The organism is Ferdinandcohnia sp. GQ5, assembly GCF_059759275.1.
In genome coordinates this window covers 241,308-266,331 of sequence record NZ_JCAXEW010000004.1, presented here as the reverse complement: position 1 = coordinate 266,331, position 25,024 = coordinate 241,308, and the positions used below count along the sequence as shown (strand labels likewise).

Genomic DNA, 25,024 nt, shown 5'->3' with positions numbered 1-25,024 from the left:
GCATGTAGTAACGTTGTATTCCTTTAATTTTCGGGGAGGCGGTTTTTTGCAAAAAAGAGTAATTTGTATTGTTATGTTGGTTACGATTTTTTCAATTTTTTTCAGTTATGGATTAACAACGGGAGCTGCTCAACTAGGAAATGAAAACCCAGTTAATCTAGGGCCACAAGTATTTAAACAAAGTACAATGGCGGCGAAAGCAGGAATGGACAAGGATGGAAATGCTTATTTATATGTCGTTCTTCATGGGAACCCATCTGGGTTGGCGATACTTGATCTAAATACAAAAAAGGTTGTCGATGTTCATAAATTATCAAATTCAACAAGTGCGTGGGCGCTTGATGTTGACCAGTCAGGGATTTTATGGGTTGCGGGAACAAATAGTGGGAATCTGTACAGCTATAATCCCACAAAACACTTGCTAAAGGATCATGGTCATATTTTAAGCGATACAACGGATACTTCTATTCAAGATATTATTGTCGATGAGAATTATGTATATGGAGTTACTGCATATGGGGCTAATGTATTTAAATATAATAGAATTACAAATAAGCGGGAATTTTTCTTACCGACATTAAAAGGGAAACAATATGCAAAGTCGATTGCCGTCGATAATCAAAATAATCGTTTATATGTAGGAGTTGGTTCAAAAGCAGAATTGCTGCGATGGGATTTAAGAAATAACACAAAATCTTCTGTGCCTAATAAACCGTTAAACGATGAAACCTATATTGAAAAAATGAAACTGATTGATGCTCGCTATTTAGTAATGAAACTTTACCCAAGCAAAAAGGCGATTGTATATGATATGTTAAACAACAAATTCGGAGAACCTTTTAATTCAGCTTCGAGGGGATTTTCTGAGAAAAATAAACAAACAAATGAGTTTTATTATAGTTACCTTGGTCAGATTTACGCCTATAACTGTGAAACAGGAAAGATTCGTCATACGAAGGTACCTCTTATTGAAAAAACCGAAGCGTTATCATTAGATATTATTCAATTAAAAAAAAATCGATCGACCAATCTACTCACAGGGTTGATTGATAACGAAGGCCATTACTTCATATATAATCCGAAAACAAATAAAATTAAAATTCATAAAATGAGTGTCCCACCATTACCTGTCGACCTCCACCTATTGTTTGAGAGCCCAGATAAAAGATATATATATGTAAACGGTTATATGTCTGGTGGTCTGACAAGGTATGACCCAATAAAGAATAAAGGCATTCAATTAAATGGAATTAGTCAGTTAGAAAGTGCTGTATTTTTAAATGGCAAATTGTACGTGGGAGCTTACCCGGGTGCGAAATTATTGGAGCTTAATGATTCTAAATCAAAATGGAATCGCCAGACTCCTAAACGGTTGGTGAAGTTTGGGGAACTCGGACAAGAAAGAATTCCTGCTTTGGTCTCACATGAGAATTATCTTTTCGGTGGAACTTACCCGCAGTACTCAAATAAAGGCGGTTTACTATTTAAATATGATGTGAAAGCAAAGAAATATAAAACTTATAAAAACTATATAGAAAATCAAAGTATTATTACTTTGCACCCGTATGAGTCATATATCTATGGAGGATCATCTATTCATGCTAATTATAAAAAAGCAAAAGATGGAGCAAAATTTTTCCGATTCCAGCCGAATGATCCAACCCAAAAGGAGTATATAAAGCTTCCAGTAAAAGCCAGCTTGGTTATGTCATTAATCACTGGACCAGACAACAACATCTGGGGTGCAGCTGATGGAACGATTTTCTCGTATAACCCGGAGAATGAGGAATTTAAAACAGTAAAGATATTTGATGCGATTTCCGGTAGATATGGGAATGTATATTTGCTTGTGGGGAAAGATGGCTTCATATATGGTACCATTGAACAACATCTTTTTAAGATGGATCCGAAAACAATGGAATATCGATTTCTTGCAGATAACGTGGTAAAAGAAATAGTACAAGATGCAGATGGTCATATCTATTTTGGGAATAAAGAAAAGCTTTATAAGTATCTAGTAGAATAAAAGAACATAGTGTTAGGCTATGTTCTTTTTATTGATTTCAGATATTTAGTAAAATTTGAAGTATAGTTTATTCCATATGTTAAAATAAAAAACAGGTAAAGTAAAAGAGGGGATGAGACAATGACACGAAAAATCTTATTGATGATAAGCATGATCTTTTGCGTCTTAATTATTTCTGCATGCAATAAGGATCCGCTACCAGAAGAACGATTCGAGGGATTCATCAAGGATTGGGAATCACAGGACTTCGAAAAAGTATATGACCAATTTTCTGCAGATGTAAAAGAAACTGTTAAAAAAGATGAGTTTGTAGAACGGTTCGGAAAGATTTACAGTGATATTGGAGTAAATGAATTAAAAGTAAACTTCGATAAACCAGAAGAGGAAATGAAACCGAATGATCAAGGAGAAGTTTCTTTTACATATGGCCTATCAATGGAAACAGTCGCAGGACCGATTGAGTTTAGTGAGCAAACAACGCTTGTCCTAGAAGAAAAAGACGATGAGAAAAAGTGGGCAATCCGATGGGAACCTTCAATGTTTTTCCCGGATATGGAAGAAGGGGATGGGATAGGCCTCGAGTTTTCATATCCGAAACGTGGGGAAATCCTTGACCGCAATGGTGTGAAATTAGCTGAAAATGGACTAGTATATGAAATCGGACTAGTTCCACAGGATCTTGGTGAAAACAAGGCTACTACTATCGCAAAAGTGGCAGAACTATTAAAGCTAACACCAGAGTCAATTGAAAAGAAATTAAATGCTTCTTGGGTACAACCTGATTACTTCGTGCCAATCACGAAATTGTCTTTACAGGAGCAGGAACTTGCAACAAAGGTTACTCAACTGAATGGGGTTCTTTCAAAAAAAGTTGAATCTCGTGTATATCCATTTAAAGAAGCAACCGCTCATTTGATTGGGTATATCGGTAGTGTAACGGCTGAAGACTTAAAAGAATTAGAGGAAAAAGGGTATACAGCAAATGATGTTGTCGGTAAAAAGGGTCTTGAAATGGTACTAGAAGATCGATTAAAAGGAGAAAGGGGAGCTAAAGTCTACATTAGAAGAGCGGATGGCGAAGGAAAAGTCACCCTTGCTGAAAAGGATGTGAAGGATGGCGAAACGATTACATTAGCTATCGACATTGACGTTCAACTTACAACATATGATCAACTAGGTGGGAACGCTGGGGCTGCTGCTGCAATTCATCCATTAACAGGGGAGACATTAGCTCTAGTAAGTAGCCCTTCCTTTGATCCAAATGCCTTTGTTCTTGGGCTATCTGCAGAAGAATGGAATCGATTGAATGAAGATCCATTAAAGCCGTTACTAAATCGCTTTGGTGCAACATATGCACCTGGATCAACCTTTAAGCCAGTTACTGCAGGAATTGCACTTGAGAATAAGGTAATTACACCTGAAACAACGATTGATATTAAAGGGAAGCAATGGCAAAAGGATAGTTCATGGGGAGGCTATTCAATTACTAGAGTCAGTGATCCAGGAAAACCAGTGAACTTAAGAGACGCATTTGTTTACTCGGACAATATTTACTTTGCCCAGGCTGCACTCGGAATTGGTGGAGAAGAATTTGAAGAAGAACTCAAGAAATATGGGTTTGGAGAACCATTCCCATTCGAGTATCCTTTATTTGAATCAAAAGTTTCAAATAAAGGTTTAAATACTGAAATTTTAACTGCGGACACTGGTTATGGCCAAGGACAACTTGAAATGAGCCCTGTTCACCTAGCGATATCGTATACACCGTTATTAAATTCTGGGAACCTGCTCAAACCAAAACTTATCCTAGATGAGTCAGATAAAGAATTTTGGAAAGAAAACGTGATTACTCCTGAAACGGCACAACTCATTCTTAATGATTTAATTCAAGTTGTGGAAGACCCAAAAGGAACAGCGCGTGATGCAAAAATTGAGGGTATTAGGCTTGCAGGAAAGACTGGTACGGCTGAGCTGAAAACTTCAAAAGAGGAAGATGGAAAAGAAAATGGATTTTTTGTAGCTGTAAATACAGAAAATCCAAGCCTATTAGTTGCAATGCTTATTGAAGACGTAAAAAACGGTAGTCATGATGTTACGCCTAAGGTAAAAGCTGTTTTCGAAAGTGTCTTAAAGTAAATTATAGAGCTGACGAGTTTCGTCAGCTTTCTTTATTTCCAATTGCAATTTCCGAGGAAATACTACATGAATTACCCGAAAAAGCTAAATTTTATAACATTTTTATTGTATAATATAGGTAATTAGTCGTGTTTTGTCTGGGGGTTATATTTTGAAAAAAGCACTTGTGCTTGTTGTCATCGTGCTATCTGTTGCAACAGTTATAACAGGGAAAATACATTGGAACAATAAATTATATGCAACGGCCAAGACTTCTCAAGCAGAAAAGCCTGACGAACAATTAAAAACAGCAGCTGATGAAAAACAAGAGGATGAAAGTGAAAATAAAATCGAAATAGTAAAAAAGTACTCAAGGAACTTACCAGAAGAAATACAAACAAAGCTTATGGAAGCAGCTCAAACTGGTATACCAATTAACTTCATTATTGCAGGTTCGGACTCGACACCCGATGATTCAACTGCTTGGCCAGCATTATTTAAGAAGGGCCTTGAAGATACATACGGAAAGGATATTCTTACAATCACAATTAAAGAAATTGGTGATAAAACATCAACGGAGGTTGTTCAAGAGGAAATATATCGAGAAATCATCGATCTTTCTCCTGATATCTTATTATTTGAACCATTTATTTTGTACGACAATGCCAATCTGGTGCCCTTAGAGAGAAGGTTAGAAAATATTACTGTAATTCTAGGGGCAATTAAGGAGGAAGTTCCTGAAGTATCTGTCTTACTACAGCCGGCTAATCCTTTACATAATGCAAGGTATTACCCAAATGAGGTTAATGATTTAGAAGGTTATGCTAAAGAAAACAATTATACATACCTCAACCATTGGGAAGTATGGCCAGACTACCAATCAGATGAAATCGTTGAATTTTTAGATCCAAATGGTGCTCCAAGCGAAAAAGGACATAAACTATGGGCAGATTACTTGTCGAAGTATTTTATTGCTCAAGATGGTGAAAATTAGTGTCAAGGATGGAGAAATGTAAATAGGTATTTCTTAGTTTGGCAGTTAGTCCATTTTGTACTAAAATAAGAGAGGCTCTTAAAAACTGCCATCATTCGTCAAAAAATCTAAAATCAAATTTATGTTTTAATTATTAAGGAGGAGCAACATGACTTTAAAATATGCATTAATTGGTTGTGGACGTATATCACCAAACCATATCGCGGCTGCATTGGAAAATAAACTTGAAATTGTTGCCTTATGTGATGTAATTCCAGAAAATATGGAAGATAAAATGGACAAGTTTGATCTTCCAAAAACAACATCTTTATATACCGATTACAAACAGATGTTAGAAAAGGAAAACCCTGAACTAGTAGCAATCTGTACGGAAAGTGGTAAGCATGCAGCGATTGCATTAGATTGTATCGAGGCGGGTGCTAACCTAATTATCGAAAAGCCGATTGCTCTTTCATTAGAAGATGCTGATGAAATTATCAATAAAGCAAAAGAGAAAAATGTTAAGGTAAGCGCATGTCATCAAAATCGTTTTAACAAATCGATTCAAAAAATCCGTGAAGCAGTTGAAGAAGAACGTTTCGGTCGCCTTCTGCACGGTACTGCACACATTCGTTGGAATAGAGGAGAAGACTATTATACACAAGCTCCTTGGCGTGGAACATGGGAACAAGACGGCGGTGCATTGATGAACCAATGTATTCATAACATTGACCTTCTACGCTGGATGATGGGCGGAGAAATTACCGAGGTTGTTGGTATGACAGACAACTTAAAGCATGGGTTTATTGAGGCAGAAGACCTTGGATTAGCTTTAATCAAGTTCTCAAATGGAAGTTACGGGATCGTTGAAGGTACAACTAACATTTTCCCAACCAATCTAGAAGAAACACTTTACATATTTGGTGATTCGGGAACAGTAAAAGCTGGAGGGAAATCAGTTAATATTATCGAAGAATGGCTTTTTGCTGATAATAAAGATAATCCAGAAGAAGTTAAAGCAAAATATCAGGAAAACCCTCCAAGCGTCTACGGATTTGGACATAATCCACTCTATACTGACGTAATAGACGCGATTAAAAACGATCGTGATCCTTATGTAACAGCAAAAGATGGAAGAGATGCATTAGAACTTGTGCTTGCAATTTACAAGTCAGCAGCAGAAGGTAAGGGAGTTAAACTTCCGTTAGAAAAATGCAGTACATTAGATTTTACAGGTAGATTTAATAAATAATACAAAAAGGAGAATGGCGGTTGCCATTCTCCTTTTTGTAGCAATCAATTTAAATTTTTGAAACTCCCTTTTTGGTGTTTTTTCGATATTTTACATTTAAAACTCGAAAAACAAATTTAGGAATTGCTACAGCTCTCTTAAGTCTGGCTGGCTCCTTCATTATACGATATGCCCATTCTAGGTTAAGGTTCCGCCAAAACTTTGGTGCCCTGTTAACTACGCCTGCCCAGACATTAAAGCAGCCACCAAGGCCAATGAAAATGCCTTTATCAAAGTGGTGGTGGTTTTCGGCAATCCACTTTTCTTGTTTAGGAAATCCAAGTCCAACAAATACTATATCTGGCTTAGCAACCTTTATTTCCTCAATAATAGATGGAAGTTCGTGATCACTGAAATAACCATGATGGAAACCTACGACTTCAATATTTGGGAATGCATTATGAACATTTGTAACTGTCAAATCAATAACCTTTGGTTTTGTTCCCAAAAAATAAACCTTTGATTTATGCAAATTTGCTACTTGTAATAACTCGGTCATGAAGTCAAAACCAGCTATTCTTTCTTGTAATGGCTTATTTAGTAATTTAGATGCCAACGTTATCCCGACACCGTCAGGAATGATGTAATCAGCTTTATTCAAAGCATCCTCATATGTTGAATGTAACTGTGCATACGTTACGATCTCAGGGTTGGCAGTAACAATAAATGTTTTTTGAGAGGATAGCATTCGTTTTTCGATTACACCAACAAACTCATTCATTGAATTATTAACGAAATTGAACCCCAGTATTTCTTCATATTTAAGCATTAGAAGTATCCCCTACATTTCCTTAAGGTTTGTGTAGTTATTTATAGAGTAAACAGATTTAAAAGATTAATTCAATAAAAATAGACCAAGTAAAGATTTTGTAATCTTTTTATATAAAAAGTAGGACTTTAGTAATATGAAAATCTATCAGTAATTATATCATCAAATTCTAGTGAAAGAAGTTTTTTTATATATTAAATATAATTTTCCAGTTGATTTCCATTACGAGTATTAGTTATTATGTACTAGGAAATACCGAAACAATTTTAACTTAATTGTAATAAAGATTAACATAATCTACAATAATTTTACAATTTCTTTGAAGAATTGACATAATCTATAATAAATTATACAATTTTAATATTATAAATTCGGACAACTATTAAATTAATATAAAAGGGAGTGCATGATTCTATGAAAAAAGTATTAACATATGGAACTTTTGATCTTTTACATTGGGGACATATTAATCTATTAAAAAGAGCTAGTGATTTAGGAGATCATCTTACAGTTGCAATTTCAACTGACCAATTTAATGCAATTAAAAACAAAAAGTCGTATCATAGCTTTGAACATCGAAAAATGATACTAGAATCAATTCGCTATGTTGATAAGGTAATCCCGGAAAATAATTGGGAACAAAAGATTAAAGATGTAATCGAAAATGATATTGATATCTTTGTTATGGGTGATGATTGGGAAGGTAAATTCGACTTCTTAAAAGATTTTTGCCAGGTTATTTACTTACCAAGAACGGCGGGTATCTCTACAACAAAAATTAAAGAAGACCTATTTGCTGTAAATGCTTAAGGAAACCATTATTTCCTTATATCTTCTAGTAATCAGGATTTTATATAGTCTACTTGCACCTCTTCCACAACAAAAGAAAATTACTTTCCTTGTAACCTTTGAAGAGAACACAATTTACCTTTATAGAGAGTTAGAAAAAGAGATACCTAACTCGATGATTATAATTTTTTGTAAGTCGACACTCTTTAGCGATTTAAAGAAGGAACTTCCTAAAGCGAATATTATTCCAATGGGCAATTTTAATTTCTTTACAACTCTTAGATGTTTATATCATCTATCCACTACGAAAAGTGTTGTAATAGATAATTATTATGCCTTTTTATCTGCAATAAAGTTAAGGAAAAATGTGGAATGTATCCAAGTTTGGCATGCGGCTGGGGCGTTTAAAACCTTTGGTTTAAAAGATATTGCAGCTTCAAAAAGAAATACAATTGCACAAAAGCGATTTCGGAAAGTTTATGAAAGCTTTGATAAGGTGGTCGTAGGTTCTGAGAAAATGGCTGGAATTTTTAAGGAATCTTTTGGAATCCCTGAGAAAAAAATCTTACGGACAGGAGTTCCCAGAACGGATTTTTTTTACGATAAGACACAGGTCGAGAATGTGAAAACTGCTCTTTATAAAAAGTACCCAGTTCTAAAAGAGAAAAAAGTAATATTATACGCACCTACTTTTCGGGATGGTGAATTTAATAGTTACGCAATTAAACTCGATATTGAAAAAATGTACAGGAAACTTAACAAGAATTATGTGTTGATTCTTAAACTTCACCCTTCTGTTAACGAAAGTCAAAATTATGAAGGTTTATATAAAGACTTTTTAATCGATTTATCTGATTATCATAGAGTAAACGAACTTCTAATTATTACGGATTATTTAATTTCTGATTATTCTTCAATTCCATTTGAATTTGCATTACTAAAAAGACCGATGATATTCTTCACCTATGATTTAAGCTTATATAGAAAATCTAGAGGGTTAATTAATAATTTTGAATTAGAAGTTCCAGGTCCCTTAGTTAAACATACAGATGAAGTAATTGCATTAATAGTAAATCACCATTTTGACTCTGATGTTATTAATGGTTTCGCAGGTACGTGGAACCAATATTCAGTTGGGGATTCATCAAAAAAACTTTCACAGTATATACTAAACGGGATTAAATGATTTTTTATTCTCACGTTAAGTATATACTTTTTGCTGTTTGGAGGATTTAAGTTGAACAAAATAAAAAAAAGTATTCAACATAATCTTATAATACCAATCTTTAAAGTGGTCTTTAACTTTATTGGGCTATTACCTAAAAGAAGAAAGGTAATTATGTTTGAAAGTTTTTTTGGAAAGCAGTATAGTTGTAACCCGCGTGCAATTTATGAATATTTGAGGGAGCACAACCCTGAATATCAAATGTTATGGAGTGTGGATAAAAACTTCACTGAAATATTTAAAAACCATAAAGTTCCATATGTTACTCGATTCTCTCTACAGTGGTTATTTTTAATGCCAAGAGCTAATTTTTGGGTGATAAATTGTAGATTACCATTATGGATTAGGAAACCGAAAAACACTATATATCTTCAGACATGGCATGGCACTCCCTTAAAAAAGTTAGGTGTTGATATAGATGAAGTTCACATGCCAGGCACCAATACTAAAAAATATAAAAAAAATTTTGTAAATGAGTCTAGAAATTGGGATTATTTAATCTCTCCTAATGCATATTCATCTGAAATCTTTAAAAGGGCATTTCAGTATGATAAAGAAATTCTCGAAATAGGTTATCCACGTAATGATTATCTTGTTAATTTCAATACGAATGAGAATATCTCGAAAATTAAAATTAAACTGGGTATTCCGTTAGATAAGAAGATTGTTTTATACGCACCTACCTGGAGGGATGACCAATATTATAAAGTGGGTCATTATAAGTTCAGCTTACACCTTGACATAAACAAAATGAAAAAAGAATTAGGGAAGAATTATGTTATTCTTCTTAGGACACATTACTTAATTTCGGGGAATATAGATAGTTCGGAATTCGGTGATTTTATTTTTGATTATAGTAATTATGAGGATATCAGAGAACTATATCTGATTTCTGATCTATTAATTACTGATTATTCATCTGTTTTATTTGACTTTCTATGCTTAAAACGTCCAATGATCTTTTATGTCTATGACATAGATAATTATCGTGATAACCTCAGAGGTTTTTATTTTGACTTTGAACAAAATTCCCCGGGGCCACTAGTTAAAACTACTGAAGAGTTAATATCGTTTATTAAAAAAATTGATAAAGGTGACAGTGATTATACGGAAAAATTAGAGCTTTTTTTCAAAAAGTTTTGCCAGTTAGAAGATGGTAAATCTTCAAAGAGAGTGGCAGAAGTTATACTTAATAATTCTTAACGATGGTATTTTATTCTAATAATATTTAATAATAAAATTGAGTGTACTAGTAATATAAAAAGATGGGGGTATTTAATATGAAAAAAGTCAAAAAAGCTATAATTCCTGCTGCTGGATTAGGGACTAGATTTTTACCAGTAACAAAGGCAATGCCTAAGGAAATGTTGCCAATTGTAGATAAGCCAACAATTCAATATATTGTTGAAGAAGCCGTAGCATCAGGTATAGAGGATATTATTATTGTTACTGGTAAAGGAAAGCGAGCAATAGAGGACCATTTTGATAATGCTCCAGAATTAGAGTCGAATTTACAAGAAAAAGGGAAACTCGAAATGTTAGAAAAAGTAAGATACTCCTCTAAACTTGCGAATATCCACTATATAAGACAAAGAGAACCAAAAGGGCTCGGACACGCTATTTGGTGTGCACGTAATTTTATAGGAGAAGAACCCTTTGCTGTACTGTTGGGAGATGACATAGTTGTAAGTGACGTTCCATGTGTTAAACAACTTATAAATCAGTATGAAGAGACAACGTCTTCCGTTATTGGTGTCCAACAAGTACCGATGGAAGAGACACATCGTTACGGAATTATTGATCCACTAAAGCAGGATGGTAGACGTTATCAGGTAGAAAATTTTGTTGAAAAACCAGAAAAAGGAACATCACCTTCAAATCTTGCAATTATGGGGCGTTATATATTAACTCCAGAAATATTTAGCTTTTTGGAAAAACAAGAAAAGGGTGCAGGTGGAGAAATACAACTTACAGATGCAATCCAAAATTTGAATAAAATTCAAAGAGTATTCGCTTATGATTTCGAGGGTAGAAGATACGATGTGGGTGAAAAAATTGGATTCGTTACAACTACTATTGAATTTGCTCTACAGCATAAAGAATTGAGGAATGATGTATTGCGTGTTATGGAAGACCTTTTAAATGCAGAAAAAAGTGTAAGTAGTCAAAAATAGTGAATCAAGCCAATTTTTCTAAAAAAGAGGTGAAGGATTCTGATATTGTTTAATAAGATAAAAACAGCAATTTATTTGTTGGTTAGACCTTTTTTAGAAATGCGGAAAAACATGGAATTTAAAAGGTCTATAAAATACACTTTTTATTACAAGAAATCGCCAATTAAAGAAAAGGTAATATTATACGAATCATTTGGTGGTATAGGTATGGGTGATAGCCCGTTTGCTTTTTTTAAATATCTATTAGGGAATTCTGAGTATGATGATTTTGTACATGTTTGGGCTATAGATAGCGAAAAAGTAATTCCAAATGATAATTATAGGAATAAAAAAAATATAAGGTTTGTCGAAGTTCACAGTGATGCCTATCTTAAATATTTGACTACTGCAAAATATTTGATTAATAACAGTGGTTTCCCTTCATATTTTCAAAAAAAAGAAGGGCAAATTTATGTGAATACCGGAAATGAAACCTATTTGAAAAGGCAAGTTCAACATAATAGCTATGAATATGAGTTTAAAGAGAGAAATATCCTCAGAAATTTATTGCACTCAGACTATATATTAAACATAAGCCATAGTTCGGCAAACAATAGAATAGAGTCTTACCATTTAGAGGGAATATATAATGGGAAAATAATTGTTGAAGGTAACCCAAGAACAGACTTATTAATAAATATTGATTCTAATGATCTAAAGGAAAGATTATCTGAGTATACCAAAATAAATAAGTCAAAAAAGATTATTCTCTACGCACCAGATTGTACGGAAGATCATAACAATATTAAAGAAAATGTTCAAAATATTATCTCTTACCTAGGTAAGAGAATTCCACTCGGCTTTCAACTGCTAGTAAAGGTAAATAATCAATTTTACAAATTTTTCACAAGGGATAAAGATATAAAGCATTATTTTATTCCGTCATGGTTTGACGATAGTGAAATTTTATCAATAGTTGATGTACTAATTTCTGATCATTCTAACCTGTTCTGTGACTTTTTAATTACTAAGAGGCCGATAATTTTTTATACCCCTAATAATTTGCAAGGATCTATTAATACAACTGTTGGAATAACTTTTAACGAATTACCCGGTCCTATTTGCGGAAATATCAATGCTGTAGTAAATGTATTAGAAAACATTGAAAGATATGAAGTTGAATGTGAAAGTATATACGATAAATTTATAAAAGAATTTTGTTATCAAAATGATGGCTCTGTTACGGAGAGGTATATAGGAATCATTTTTAAACAGGTTGAGACTAAAAATGTTTACAAAATATCGAATGAGAAAAAAAATATTTTATTTTATTGCGGTGGATTTTTACATAATGGTATTACTACCTCAGCCATAAATTTATTTAACCAAATTGATTACAACAAATATAATATTGTACTAGTTGACAAAGGCAGTAATAATCCTATAACGAGAGATAACCTACGGAAGGTAAATCGTAAAGTAAAAAAGGTTTTTTACTTAGGTGATATGAATACAACTATTTTTGAATATTATAAGCATTATTACATTATGAACAAGGGTATAAAGGGTAATAGAATACGGCAGTTTGTTCCAAAAACACTTTATAAAAGAGAATTTAAAAGGGTATTTGGAGATTTGAAATTTGACATAGTGGTTGATTTTAGTGGTTATGTACCATTTTGGAGCTTACTTTTTGCATTTTCTGAAGTTAAAACGAAAGCAATATACCAGCATAATGATATGAGTGCTGAATCTAAAAAAATAGTTAACAATAAGTATAAACATAGAAGAAATATGAATATTATTTTCCCGTTGTATAAAGTCTTTGATAAGGTTGTTTCTGTTTCGGAGAATACAAGGGACTTGAATTTAAAAAACCTAAGAGAATTTATTGCACCCGAGAAAGCAGTATATATACATAATTGTATAGACCCTGAAAAGGTTTTTAGACAGATGGAGGAAGGCGAAGAAATAAATTTATCTGATAAGGAAGTTATTGTGAAAAAATCAAAGGAAGGAAATGGAGAAATAAGTGTTGAAGGAATAATCAGTCCAAACAAAACAGATATTAATTTAATAAGTATAGGTAGACTCTCTCCTGAAAAAAACCATTCAAAACTAATTCGTGCCTTTTCAAAAATTGCAAATCATTATAAGAATGTAAAGCTTTATATTGTTGGTGAGGGAATACTTGAATCGGAATTGAAGGAACTTACTATAAAATTAGGTCTTCAAACAAAAGTAATTTTTACTGGACAGCTAGAAAACCCATTTTTTTTTATGAAAAGATGTGACTGTTTTATTTTGTCATCAGATCATGAGGGTCAACCTATGGTGTTGTTAGAAGCCCTTTTATTAGGGTTACCAATAATTGCAACTAGTAATGCCGGCTCCAGAAGTGTACTTAAAGGTGGCTATGGAGAAGTGGTCGAAAATAATGTGAATGGTTTAATAGGCGGGATGGAAAAGTTTATTAATGAGGGATTAAAACAAAAAAAATTCGATCATCATCAATATAATTTACATGCCATAAATATGTTTTATTTAGAAATTTGTAGTGCAATTATTGAAGCGGAGGATAAAAATGAATAATAAAATGATTGTTCCACTAAGAAAAGCAAAAAAAATGGTTGAAAAGTTGACTGGATATAAAATAGTAGTCCAGGAACAAAAAAGCTCACAAAAGAAAGTAAATAGTAAAAAAAGGCAAATGCCAAAACAAAAAACGTTAAGTTACACTGCAAATGCAGTTCATTTGGATAGAAATAGATCTGTAGCAGCAAATACATTAGAGAAATATAATAAAAATGAGACGTTTAGAAGAGAGGTTAACTATACATCATATTTTGAAAGTCTAGATATTATGGATAATACTATATTATATGAGAGCTTTCATGGAAAAAATATTAGTTGTAACCCATATGCGATTTTTAGAGCTTTGATTAAAGACCCAGAATTCAATAATTATCAACACATCTGGGCTCTTAATGATATGGGTAACTGTCCTCAAGATATTTTGGAATTACCTAATGTTGAATTTGTAAAGATTAATAGCGATGATTATTTACGTTATTTGGCTTCAAGTAAATACCTAATAAACAATACATCTTTTCCCCCATACTTTATTAAAAAAGAGGGACAAGTATATGTTAATACATGGCACGGTACTCCTTTGAAAACATTAGGCAAACATATGATGGGGAGTCTTGGACAACATAAAAACCTAATGAGAAACTTCTTACAAACAGATTATATTGTAAACCCTAATGAGTTTACAGCAGAAAAGATAATTGATTCTCATGATTTGAGAGGAATCTATCAAGGGAAAATTGCTGTAACAGGTTACCCAAGAGTTGACAAAGTATTACAAGAAAACAGCAATATAAAAAACTTGCTTAAAGTTGGAAAGAATAAAAAAGTTTTACTCTATGCACCTACTTGGAGAGGGGAAGTAGGTAACGTATCCGGGGAAATTAATAAAATCATTGAAGATACAAAACGGCTCGAAGAAAAAGTTGGTAATGAATACACAATCTATCTAAGAGTTCACTCATTAATGCAAAAATATTTAAAACAACATAAAGTAAATTTGAATATTGCACCAGACAACATTGATACAAATGAGCTATTAAGCATTGTTGATTTGCTTATTACTGATTACTCAAGTGTATTTTTTGATTATTTACCTAAAAAGATGCCAATTATTTTTTATGCCTATGATTTGAGAAAATATGAAGCTGAACGCGGATTTTATTTAGATTTAAAAGACATGCCAGGTCCAATTTGTCGGGAGATTAATGAAGTAATTGAAGAAATTCAAAATGCAGAACAATATCAAGAAATATATATGGATAAAATTCAAAAATGCTTGGATGAATTTTCAAGTTTAGAGGATGGTAACAGTACAAAACGGGTAATTGATATGATATTCAAAAACGATGATCAATTTACTTACACTATAACTGATGAAAAGATAAATATCCTAATTTATTGTGGCGGATTTCTAAATAATGGTGTTACAACTTCAGCAATTAACTTAATGAACAATATAGATTATAGCAAATACAATGTTGTAGTCGCTGATAAAGCTAACTACGATGAAGAAAGTGCGAAGAATTTCAATAAACTAAATGAAAATGTAAAAAAATACTATCGTGTAGGAAGTATGAATGTCCTATTAGACGAAGTAGATAAACAAAACTATTTATTTAAATATGGAGCTGAACAATTTTTTAGGAAAGGACATATTAATTATTTAGACCAAGAAATAATTAATATGTATCGAAGAGAATTTCAAAGAATGTTCGGAAATTCTAAAATAGATATTGTTATTGATTTTAGTGGCTATGTTAAATTTTGGACATTATTACTTGCAACTACAGATAAAAAGAAACTAATATTCCAACATAATGAGATGATGGAGGAATATGAAAAAATAGTTGATGGCGTTTTTAAACATAAAGAAAATCTTAATGTTATCTTTCCGGTTTATAATTATTTTGATTACATTGTTTCTGTTGCAGAGCATACAAGAAATAAAAACAGACGTGAACTGGAACATTTAGTTATAAATAGCAATGAGAAAATGGTATATGTGCATAACTCTATTAACTACAAGTATGTTTTAGATTCAGTTAAATTAAGAGAAACTGTTAAAATTGGTGATAAGAATTATTACATCAAGAATAATACAATAGTAAATGATATTGTTAATATTCAGGGACACCTAGTACCTGAGAAGTCAGCATATAATTTTGTAACAATGGGTCGAATGTCACCCGAAAAAGACCAAACTAAATTAATAAGAGCTTTTTCAAGGCTGTACGAAATAAATGAGGATATTGCTTTATATATCATTGGATCCGGAGAACTAAAAAAAGAGATACAAGAATTGATAAAATCATTAAAATTAACCGACAAAATACATCTTGTGGGTCAATTGGACAATCCTTTTCCTTTGATTAATGATTGTGATTGTTTTGTGCTACCTTCAAACCACGAAGGACAACCGATGGTTCTCTTAGAGACCTTAATTCTAAATAAACCTATTATTGCAACTGACATACCAGGAAATCGAAGTGTTTTAGAGAACGGTTATGGTGAAATTGTAGAGAATAGCATCGAAGGATTAGTAGTAGGAATGGAAAAAATGATGAATGAAAATACAAAATATAAGGCTTTCGATTATAAAGAATATAACAAACAGGCAATGGATATGTTTTATAAGTATATGAATGAATAAAGTGCACATGGGAATTGCTAATTAAATGAAAAAATGATTATATTGGAAACTCTCGATCTTAAGTTTGAAAAGTCTTTGAATCGTTACCAATAAAATACAACTTCCATCGTGAGGGTTGAAGGTTTATAATTATGTTCTGTCCTTTCCAAATAAATCAAAATAATAAATGTTAAGGATAAAGTTAGATGAAAAGTTAATTTGACTTTTTATTAAATAAATTTTAATTAGGGGAGTTTAATTATGAAAAAAATATTAGTAAGATCAGGTATGTCACCGTTAGACACTTTCGGTGCAGATGAAATAATTAAAAGAAATACTATTGGAAATAATGTAGGGAACTTAATTTATGCCTACAGTATTTATAGAAATTTGACAACAGAGAATGTTGAATTAGTATCAGACTATTATGGGCAAAATCCAAAGGATGCAGAAATGATAAATGAAACATATGATGCTTATGTTTTTCCTTTAGCAAATGCATTTAGAAAAAGTTTTATACCTACATTGAATAGGTATACTGAATTAATTGAAAAACTTACTATTCCGGTTTATGTAATAGGTTTAGGAATGCAGTTCCCTTACGAGCCGAATATTAAGACAAAACGTCCTTTTGATGAAGATGTAAAGAGATTTGTAAAAGCTGTCTTAGAAAAGTCTAGTATGCTAGGCTTAAGAGGACAAATTACATCTGACTATCTTTCATTTTTAGGCTTTAAAGAGGGAAGGGATCATCAAGTAATAGGTTGTCCATCCATGTATACATTTGGAAATAACATTAAGATTAGAGACTTGAATTTAAGTGATTCTTCTATTATTAATGTTAACATGACACCAGCTGCAGATCAGAAGGTGTTAGAGTTTTTAAATGGTCTACCACATCAATTTGAAAACACTGAATTCATTCCACAAGATATGGATGAGATGCTATTAACGTATGCTGGTTCGCCTTTAATAGGTGGGGCAGTTAACAGAAAATTAGCTAACTATCCTAATAGTCTTTATAGCCATTTCTTTAAAAAAGGAAAGGTTAAATATTTCTTAAATGCACCAACTTGGATCGACCATATGAAAACTGTTGATTTAAGTATTGGGACAAGATTGCATGGTAATATAGTACCAACACTTGCTGGAACTCCAAGTATTACAATCCCAATAGATGCTCGTATGAGAGAGTTAACGGAATTCCATAATTTACCTAGGGTTTCTTCAGAAGAAATAAATGGTTATTCACGTCTTGAAGATTTGGTTGAGAAGGTTGATTTCCATGCTGTAGAGAAGACTCATCAGAAAAACTATGATAATTTTATTAATTTCCTTGCGACAAATGGGATTGAACATATTTATGACAGAAATACTGAAGGTGTTAAGCAGCCACTAGAAAATAAGCTTGAATCTATTGAACTAAAAAAACCAATCGGTTCAATAACTACATGTAATCCTGATGAAATGAGAACAAGACTTGAAAAGGGTTTTGAAATCATGTTAGCTAAAGCGGAAAAAATAAATGAAAACCATGCAAAAGTAATTAAAGCTAAGGATAAGACTATTTCAGACCTTAAAAATAAAATAAAGAAACTTGAAAGTAAATAGGTATCAAAACCTTTTCCCTTGGTCACGCCAAAATGCGTGTGCCAAGGGTTTCATATAGGGTTCAGAAATACGGTTTCAGTACGTCGCTATAGTGAATAATAACAATAGAGTTTTTTGTGAGGTTCAAGAATATTTCTTAGATTAAAAATATTAGGTTGGTTGTAAAGTTTATTGGCCATGTTTATTAATTCATTATTTAAGTTGTAAATAAAAAATTAAACGGGTAGACTCATTATTCAAAAAGGGTTGTCATTTTACAATTGTATTTATGTTAAAAGACGAAGGTTATAAATGCTCAAATAAAAAAGAAGGGTATCAAATTTTCATGAAGTCTGTAATTACAATATTAAAGGAACAAATTAAAAACTTTTACTTAATTAGAAGACTGTCAGTGTACGAATTTAAAACTGCCAACACCAATACGTATTTGGGTTTGCTTTGGGAATTAATTAGTCCAATGATTCAAATTACAATTTACTGGTTTGTATTTGGTTTTGGGATTTTTCGAAGTAGTGGGAGGGGAGATGTATTAGTAGGAGATACAATTATACAATACGTTCCTTGGTTGCTTTCGGCAATTGTTGTATGGTTTTTTATCAACCAGTCCATTCTTCAAGGGTCAAAATCTATATATACGAGAATAAAAGTAATTTCAAAAATGAATTTTCCAATAAGTATTATTCCTTCATATGTGATTTTTTCTAGACTTTACCAACATTTGATGTTGTTAGTCATTATACTAGTTATAATGCAGTTTATAGGATATCCAATATCTATCTATTATTTACAATTGCCTTATTTTATTTTCTCTACCGTTATTTTTTTAATCTCTTTAACGCTAATCACATCAACTTTGGCAACAATTGTTAGAGATGTGCAAATGGTTGTTCAATCACTAGTAAGGGTTTTAATTTATCTATCCCCTTTTTTATGGCCACCTTATTTCTTGAAGCCAGAAATAATACATACAATAATGAAGTTAAATCCAATCTATTATCTTGCCGAAGGATACCGATATTCTATACTTGGGTTATCTTGGTACCCCATTGAAAATCTTACGTATACCTTATACTTTTGGGTAGTAATCCTTGTTTTATTGATCATTGGATCCGTATTACATATTAAGTTCAGAGACCATTTTGTAGATTATTTGTAAAATAAGGTGCCGTGATTTCTAAGGCACCTTATTTTGTATACTCTCATCTTTCCCAAGTCTATTCATTAGTACATCAACAGCTTTTCTTGGGTCCTTGTCGTTAAATAATACCTCGTAAATGGCGTTAGTTATTGGCATATCAACTTTATATTCTTGTGCTAAATTATACGCAGCTTTTGTCGTTCGTACTCCTTCAACTGCCATTCCCATATCGTTTAAGACGCTTTCTAGCGAGTAACCTTTCCCTATAAGGTTTCCTGCTCTCCAGTTTCTGCTATGAACACTAGTACAAGTTACAATCAAATCGCCCATCCCAGATAAACCAGAAAATGTTAATGGATCTGCACCCATAGCAACGCCTAATTTAGTAATCTCTGCAAGGCCACGTGTTATCAAGGCAGCCTTTGCATTGTCACCAAATCCGAGACCATCAGAAATGCCTGCACCAAGTGCAATGATATTTTTTAACGCACCTCCAAGCTCGACTCCCAATATATCTGAATTAGTATAGACCCTAAAATATGAGTTCATAAATAAATCTTGAACAGATTCTGCCGCTTCCAAGTTTGAGCTAGCTGACGTTACGGTTGTTGGATGTTTTAGTATAACTTCCTCTGCATGACTTGGTCCAGATAAAACAACAATATCCTTAAGCAGTTGTGATGGTAATTCTTCTTTAATAATTTCAGAAATACATTTTAATGTTATTGGTTCTATCCCTTTGCTTGCATGTATGATTAAAACGGGTCGATTAATTAATTGACGTACTTGAAAAAGTACTTCTCTAATTGCTTTGGTAGGTACCACCAATAGTATAGTTTCTATATCTTTTAATGATGCAGATAATGATGTATATCCTATAATTGAGTCTTGTAGTCGGATATTTGGAAGGTACCTCTTATTAGTATGGTACTTATTAATTTCATTAATTTGATCTTTGTTCTTGCCCCATAATCGAACTTCATGTCCGTTATCAGCAAGTACCATTGAAAGAGCGGTCCCCCAACTTCCAGCCCCTAAAACAGCTATCTTTGTCACAGTCCTTACCCCTATCTTGTGTTTTTATGAATGTAGTCTTTTAGTTTGTTATTATATTCATTATATAAATATATACATAAATAAGGTCGCTAGGGAATAGTAAATATGAGATAAACAATAATTTTAGAAACGTCGTTTTCACTATTTTAACAATTAATGTAGAATAGTTTTTATGATATTATAAGTAAGTAAATATTAGTGCTGTATTAAAGGAGCAAACATGAGTAGTTCTGTTATCTTTCGAAATGTTACAAAAAAATATAAGATGTATCACAAAACTTCCGATAAGTTGTTAGATATAGCTTTGCCAAGTGGGTATGGAAAAGACTTCTATGCCCTTCAGGATATTAGCTTTACTGCTGAAAAAGGTGACGTTATTGGGGTAATAGGAATTAATGGATCAGGTAAATCGACCTTATCTAATCTTATTTCAGGCGTAATCCCGCCAACTGAAGGAAAAATTGAATTAAATGGTGATGTTTCACTAATCTCAATTGGAACCGGTTTAAATAATCAACTTACAGGAAGAGAAAACATAGAGCTAAAATGTTTAATGCTAGGTTTTTCAAAAAATCAAATTGAGGATATGATGCCTGAAATCATAGAATTTGCTGATATTGGTGATTTTATTGATCAGCCTGTAAAAAAATACTCTAGCGGAATGAAGTCCCGCCTAGGTTTTGCAATCTCTGTAACGATTGATCCAGATATCCTAGTGATTGACGAGGCACTTTCAGTCGGGGATAAGACTTTTGCTAACAAAAGCTTGGCGAAAATGAATGAATTTAAAGAAAGAGGTAAGACCATCTTTTTTATTAGTCATTCGATTGGCCAAATTAAAGAGTTCTGTCAAAAAGCACTTTGGCTTGAGGGTGGGGAAATAAAAGCCTTTGGGACAATAGAAGAAGTTGTTCCTCAGTATGAAAAGTTTATCAAAGACTTCAAAAAGATGTCGAAAAAAGAGCAGGAACAGTTCAAGAAGCAAATAAATGATAGAAGAAGTAAAAAAAAGAAACTGGTTCAACCTGACGATAATCATAAAAGCGATGATAAAAATGATAGCAATGATAGTAATGACAGAAATGACAGGGTAGTCCCTCCCTCAAATAGTAGAATAAAACGCAAGCGAGGAAAAGGTAAGTTCTGGTTAATAGGTATTATCTTCATTGCATTACTTGGTACAGGTGTAGCCGTGGGGTGGGACAAGTTAATGGCCGGTAAGCAACCTGAGCAGGAACCAAAAGTGCAAAGCGAGGTTATTGTCGAGTCAGAGCCACCTAAAATAAATACAGAGGAAGTAAAAGAGCCTGCCATCATTGAGGAGACTCTCGATATTCGATACGTAAATGTCTCTGCTGCATTTGTAAGAGATACGCCTGATATGGCTAATAGTAATCGCGTAAATATGTTATATTTCGGTCAAGCTTTCTATGTGTCGGAAATAAAAAAGGATCCAACAGAAGATTTTAATTGGTTGAAATTCTATATTGAAGGCAATCAAGAAGTATGGATTAGTGAACAAATAGTTTCTAAATTAGAAGCAAAAGATGATGTGGATACAAAATACATAACTACTATTTCAGAGTTATTAAATGTTGATTTATCTAGCCTTGACTCTTCTTTTTCATTAACTGAGCAAACAGTTCCTAATCAGGATGATAGGCAAGGATTTAGTTTTGACGAAAATGGTAAAGTAGATGAGATTACCTATAACCTAAACACTAACTTAAATATTGAGGATTTTAGTGAGAGTACGGGTGCACCAAATCTTCGAAGTGATGAATCTGTATTGTTGTATCACGGTCAGAACTATGACTATGTTGTATACGCTGATAACTTTAGTAATGTAAATGCTTTGGTAATTAGACCTGTGATAAAGGATAAGAATCATGTTGTGAGTGTGGGAGAATATGAAGTAACGGAAAAAGATGAATCTGCTCAAACAAATGAATATGCCTCTGAAGGTGATAGAGTGGATGTAGTACCCAGTCAAACTGAAACAACTCTAACAAGACCCAGTACAACGACAAAGCCAAGTACAACAAGACCAAGCACGCCGACTAAACCAGTTGAAAACAAACCACAGCCTACTGTGCCAACTACACCAGAGAAACCGGTTGTGAAACCAGATCCGGTACCAACTGAACCGGTTAAGCCGGAAGAACCGGAACCACCGCAAGAGAATACTCCACCGGAATCCGGTGGAAGTACACCACCAGAGAGTGGAGGAAATACAGAAGTTCCGCCTTCTGAACCAACTTCTCCAGGTAGTCCATAATAAGATGGAATCGTAAAATTGCAACAAGACAATTCTTGTTGCAATTTTTTACACTTTTATGAAGTTTAGGTTATAAGATCAAATACTGCATTCTGAGTTTATTAATCAAAAATTCAATATTAGGAGGGGAGGAGGAGATATCATGACCAACAGATTAAAAGTATTAACTATTTTCGGAACAAGACCCGAGGCTATCAAAATGGCACCACTAATAAAAGAGCTTGAGAAGCATCCAGAAGTCATACAATCTTTTGTGGCCGTAACTGCTCAACATCGCCAGATGCTTGATCAAGTACTAGAAGTGTTTGAAATAAATGTCGACTATGATCTGAATATTATGCAGGAACGGCAAAACTTAATTGGAGTAACCACCCGTGCATTAGAGGGGCTTGATACAATAATCAAGGAAGTGAATCCAAATCTAGTATTGGTTCACGGAGACACTACTACATCTTTCGTAGCAAGTTTGGCAGCGTATTATAATCAGGTAACAGTTGCTCATGTAGAAGCTGGACTAAGAACTTGGGAAAAATATTCACCTTTCCCAGAAGAGATAAACCGTCAATTAACAGGAGTAATTGCTGATTTACATTTTACACCTACAAGAAGTTCTTATGAAAACCTACTTTTGGAGAATAAGAAGAAAAACAATATTTATATTACCGGAAATACAGTTATAGATGCTTTAAAAACAACAGTAAAAGAAAACTTTGCCCATGAAGTTCTTGAACAATTAGGGAACGATCGTTTTATCTTACTAACGGCTCACAGGAGAGAAAACCTGGGAGAGCCTATGAAAAATATGTTTAGGGCAGTAAAAAGAATTGTTGAGGAGCATCAAGATATCCATGTTGTGTTTCCGGTTCACTTAAATCCAGTTGTTTTAAATATTGCTCATGAAGTTTTTGATGGAATTGAACGGATCCATTTAATTGAACCTCTTAGTGTTATTGATTTTCATAATATTGCTTCGAGAGCTTTTTTAATCTTAACAGATTCAGGGGGTATTCAGGAAGAAGCACCTTCTTTTGGGGTTCCTGTGTTAATCATGAGAGAAACGACAGAGAGACCAGAGGGAGTAGAGGCAGGAGCATTAAAACTAGTTGGAACAAACGAAGATATACTTTATCAATCAGTGAATGAACTTCTTAACAATAATTCAACATATAATAAAATGGCTAATGTATCTAATCCTTATGGGGATGGTCAAGCAGCATATCGAATTGTCCAAGCAATTCTTTATCGTTTTGGAAAAACAAGTAAGGCGCCTGACTCTTTCCAGTAACATTAACATCGATACGCATGAAAAAAAGATAAACCCTTTGTGAACTGCCCCGTAAATGTTAGACACTCTACTAACATATACGGGCAGTTCAGTGGGGTTTATCTTTTTGTTATAGAATCATTCATCTGTAAATGCTCTTTTAACATGGATGAAAGGGCAGTTCGTTCTTCTTCAGGAACAGAATAATAATAAATTCCGTCGATTCTTGTTCCTTGTCCTTTCACCATTGATTGTTCTACATTATGTCTCGCATCTTTATAATTCTTTTGGATACCAACGATTTCGTCAAAGGTTAAATTGGTTTGGATGTTTTTGCCGATTGCTCCCATAATATCACTAAAGTTTGTTAAAGTAGTAAAACTTGCGCCTTTCTCAATTACACCTTGAATTATTTGTCTCTGTCTATCCTGGCGTCCAAAGTCTCCTCTTGGGTCCTCTTTTCTCATTCGAGAATATGCCAAGGCTTCTTTTCCATCCAAAGAAAGCTGGCCTTTATTAAATGTGTAACCCTCAAAGCTAAAATCAAAGTCGTTATTAACCGTTATTCCACCAACAGCATCTACAATATCCTTGAAACTTTCCATATTGACTTGCACATAATAATCAATCGGTATATCCAAGAAGTTTTCTACGGTATTAATTGCCATTTCTGGTCCACCAAATGCATAAGCATGATTGATTTTATCCTGGAATCCTTTACCGACAATTTCAGTTCTTGTATCCCTTGGAATACTTACCATTTTCATTGATTTGTCACTTGGGTTAACTGTTAGGACAATTAATGTGTCTGAACGGCCTCTGTCTCCTTTACGAGCATCCACACCCATTAACAATACTGAAATTGGATCTTGTTTTTCAAAAACAACATCTTCCACACGCTTTTCCGACTTTTCGCGGTCGATTGGCGTGTGCATTGAATCAACCGTTTTTGCTACTGAATTATATAAGTAAAAGCCATATCCACCAGCGGCTAGTATCACTACGATAAAAACACTTAATATTGAGATTAGCACTTTCTTACCTGTGCTCATTTTCTTTTTATCTTGTCTCCCCATATTTTATCTCCCTTTTTGTCTAAAAATGTCAACAACAAT

At 33.2% G+C, this 25,024-nt stretch carries 17 protein-coding genes; 14 read left to right on the top strand and 3 right to left on the bottom strand.

Annotation, left to right across the window (positions count from 1 at the left end):
• Positions 1-46 precede the first annotated feature (46 nt).
• The 4 genes from AC6CHV_RS07195 (at position 47) to AC6CHV_RS07180 (ending at position 6,366) form a co-directional block, all read left to right on the top strand.
• Entirely contained in the window at positions 47-2,026 is a 1,980-nt protein-coding gene (locus tag AC6CHV_RS07195; protein WP_498078478.1) for a ligand-binding sensor domain-containing protein, read from the top strand.
• Positions 2,027-2,146: 120 nt separating this feature from the next.
• Positions 2,147-4,162 (top strand): penicillin-binding transpeptidase domain-containing protein, encoded by a 2,016-nt coding sequence (locus AC6CHV_RS07190; protein WP_498078477.1) that lies wholly within the window; start codon positions 2,147-2,149, stop codon positions 4,160-4,162.
• Positions 4,163-4,313: 151 nt separating this feature from the next.
• Positions 4,314-5,135 carry an SGNH/GDSL hydrolase family protein gene (locus AC6CHV_RS07185; RefSeq protein WP_498078476.1) on the top strand — a complete coding sequence of 274 codons (822 nt, stop codon included), beginning with the start codon at positions 4,314-4,316 and terminating at the stop codon, positions 5,133-5,135.
• Positions 5,136-5,283: 148 nt separating this feature from the next.
• Positions 5,284-6,366, top strand: a complete 1,083-nt coding sequence (locus tag AC6CHV_RS07180) for a Gfo/Idh/MocA family protein (RefSeq protein WP_498078475.1) — start codon at positions 5,284-5,286, stop codon at positions 6,364-6,366.
• A gap of 49 nt (positions 6,367-6,415) precedes the next feature.
• On the opposite strand, the gene AC6CHV_RS07175 is transcribed toward AC6CHV_RS07180, so the two are convergent.
• Positions 6,416-7,174, bottom strand: a complete 759-nt coding sequence (locus AC6CHV_RS07175; protein WP_498078474.1) for a WecB/TagA/CpsF family glycosyltransferase — start codon at positions 7,172-7,174, stop codon at positions 6,416-6,418.
• A gap of 414 nt (positions 7,175-7,588) precedes the next feature.
• On the opposite strand from AC6CHV_RS07175, the gene tagD reads away from it, so the two are divergent.
• From tagD to AC6CHV_RS07135, 8 genes are all read left to right on the top strand, one after another.
• Complete coding sequence (gene tagD / locus AC6CHV_RS07170; RefSeq protein WP_498078473.1) at positions 7,589-7,984, top strand: glycerol-3-phosphate cytidylyltransferase; 396 nt, start codon at positions 7,589-7,591, stop codon at positions 7,982-7,984.
• Positions 7,977-9,149 (top strand): CDP-glycerol glycerophosphotransferase family protein, encoded by a 1,173-nt coding sequence (locus AC6CHV_RS07165; RefSeq protein WP_498078472.1) that lies wholly within the window; start codon positions 7,977-7,979, stop codon positions 9,147-9,149. Before tagD ends, AC6CHV_RS07165 begins: the two co-directional genes overlap by 8 nt.
• A 51-nt stretch (positions 9,150-9,200) precedes the next feature.
• On the top strand, positions 9,201-10,391 hold the full coding sequence (locus tag AC6CHV_RS07160; protein ID WP_498078471.1) for a CDP-glycerol glycerophosphotransferase family protein: 1,191 nt from the start codon (positions 9,201-9,203) through the stop codon (positions 10,389-10,391).
• 77 nt (positions 10,392-10,468) lie between these two features.
• Positions 10,469-11,362, top strand: a complete 894-nt coding sequence (gene galU, locus AC6CHV_RS07155) for a UTP--glucose-1-phosphate uridylyltransferase GalU (protein WP_498078470.1) — start codon at positions 10,469-10,471, stop codon at positions 11,360-11,362.
• 45 nt (positions 11,363-11,407) lie between these two features.
• On the top strand, positions 11,408-13,933 hold the full coding sequence (locus AC6CHV_RS07150) for a CDP-glycerol glycerophosphotransferase family protein (protein WP_498078469.1): 2,526 nt from the start codon (positions 11,408-11,410) through the stop codon (positions 13,931-13,933).
• Positions 13,926-16,583: a CDP-glycerol glycerophosphotransferase family protein gene (locus AC6CHV_RS07145; protein WP_498078468.1), complete on the top strand. Its 2,658-nt coding sequence runs from the start codon at positions 13,926-13,928 to the stop codon at positions 16,581-16,583. The genes AC6CHV_RS07150 and AC6CHV_RS07145 overlap by 8 nt, the downstream gene beginning before the upstream one ends.
• Before the next feature lie 240 nt (positions 16,584-16,823).
• On the top strand, positions 16,824-18,173 hold the full coding sequence (locus AC6CHV_RS07140) for a polysaccharide pyruvyl transferase family protein (RefSeq protein ID WP_498078467.1): 1,350 nt from the start codon (positions 16,824-16,826) through the stop codon (positions 18,171-18,173).
• A gap of 325 nt (positions 18,174-18,498) precedes the next feature.
• Positions 18,499-19,329 carry an ABC transporter permease gene (locus AC6CHV_RS07135; RefSeq protein WP_498078466.1) on the top strand — a complete coding sequence of 277 codons (831 nt, stop codon included), beginning with the start codon at positions 18,499-18,501 and terminating at the stop codon, positions 19,327-19,329.
• A gap of 18 nt (positions 19,330-19,347) precedes the next feature.
• On the opposite strand, the gene AC6CHV_RS07130 is transcribed toward AC6CHV_RS07135, so the two are convergent.
• The gene (locus AC6CHV_RS07130; protein ID WP_498078465.1) at positions 19,348-20,367 is read right to left on the bottom strand and encodes an NAD(P)H-dependent glycerol-3-phosphate dehydrogenase; all 1,020 of its coding nucleotides are present in this window, start codon (positions 20,365-20,367) and stop codon (positions 19,348-19,350) included.
• 220 nt (positions 20,368-20,587) lie between these two features.
• On the opposite strand from AC6CHV_RS07130, the gene tagH reads away from it, so the two are divergent.
• Both tagH and wecB read left to right on the top strand, forming a co-directional pair.
• Positions 20,588-22,645 carry a teichoic acids export ABC transporter ATP-binding subunit TagH gene (tagH, locus tag AC6CHV_RS07125; RefSeq protein ID WP_498078464.1) on the top strand — a complete coding sequence of 686 codons (2,058 nt, stop codon included), beginning with the start codon at positions 20,588-20,590 and terminating at the stop codon, positions 22,643-22,645.
• A 142-nt stretch (positions 22,646-22,787) separates the two neighbouring features.
• Complete coding sequence (wecB, locus tag AC6CHV_RS07120) at positions 22,788-23,930, top strand: non-hydrolyzing UDP-N-acetylglucosamine 2-epimerase (RefSeq protein WP_498078463.1); 1,143 nt, start codon at positions 22,788-22,790, stop codon at positions 23,928-23,930.
• A 98-nt stretch (positions 23,931-24,028) separates the two neighbouring features.
• Here the strand turns inward: wecB and tagU are convergent, their stop codons facing one another.
• Positions 24,029-24,985 carry a polyisoprenyl-teichoic acid--peptidoglycan teichoic acid transferase TagU gene (gene tagU / locus AC6CHV_RS07115; RefSeq protein WP_498078462.1) on the bottom strand — a complete coding sequence of 319 codons (957 nt, stop codon included), beginning with the start codon at positions 24,983-24,985 and terminating at the stop codon, positions 24,029-24,031.
• Positions 24,986-25,024 lie beyond the last annotated feature (39 nt).

Excerpts from the sequence above, each read along its gene's own strand:
- galU (WP_498078470.1), top strand. The coding sequence starts at position 10,469 with ATGAAAAAAGTCAAAAAAGCTATAATTCCTGCTGCTGGATTAGGGACT.
- AC6CHV_RS07140 (WP_498078467.1), top strand. The coding sequence starts at position 16,824 with ATGAAAAAAATATTAGTAAGATCAGGTATGTCACCGTTAGACACTTTC.
- AC6CHV_RS07165 (WP_498078472.1), top strand. The coding sequence starts at position 7,977 with ATGCTTAAGGAAACCATTATTTCCTTATATCTTCTAGTAATCAGGATT.
- tagD (WP_498078473.1), top strand. The coding sequence starts at position 7,589 with ATGAAAAAAGTATTAACATATGGAACTTTTGATCTTTTACATTGGGGA.
- AC6CHV_RS07175 (WP_498078474.1), bottom strand. The coding sequence starts at position 7,174 with ATGCTTAAATATGAAGAAATACTGGGGTTCAATTTCGTTAATAATTCA.
- AC6CHV_RS07190 (WP_498078477.1), top strand. The coding sequence starts at position 2,147 with ATGACACGAAAAATCTTATTGATGATAAGCATGATCTTTTGCGTCTTA.
- tagU (WP_498078462.1), bottom strand. The coding sequence starts at position 24,985 with ATGGGGAGACAAGATAAAAAGAAAATGAGCACAGGTAAGAAAGTGCTA.
- AC6CHV_RS07145 (WP_498078468.1), top strand. The coding sequence starts at position 13,926 with ATGAATAATAAAATGATTGTTCCACTAAGAAAAGCAAAAAAAATGGTT.
- AC6CHV_RS07135 (WP_498078466.1), top strand. The coding sequence starts at position 18,499 with ATGAAGTCTGTAATTACAATATTAAAGGAACAAATTAAAAACTTTTAC.
- AC6CHV_RS07180 (WP_498078475.1), top strand. The coding sequence starts at position 5,284 with ATGACTTTAAAATATGCATTAATTGGTTGTGGACGTATATCACCAAAC.
- wecB (WP_498078463.1), top strand. The coding sequence starts at position 22,788 with ATGACCAACAGATTAAAAGTATTAACTATTTTCGGAACAAGACCCGAG.
- tagH (WP_498078464.1), top strand. The coding sequence starts at position 20,588 with ATGAGTAGTTCTGTTATCTTTCGAAATGTTACAAAAAAATATAAGATG.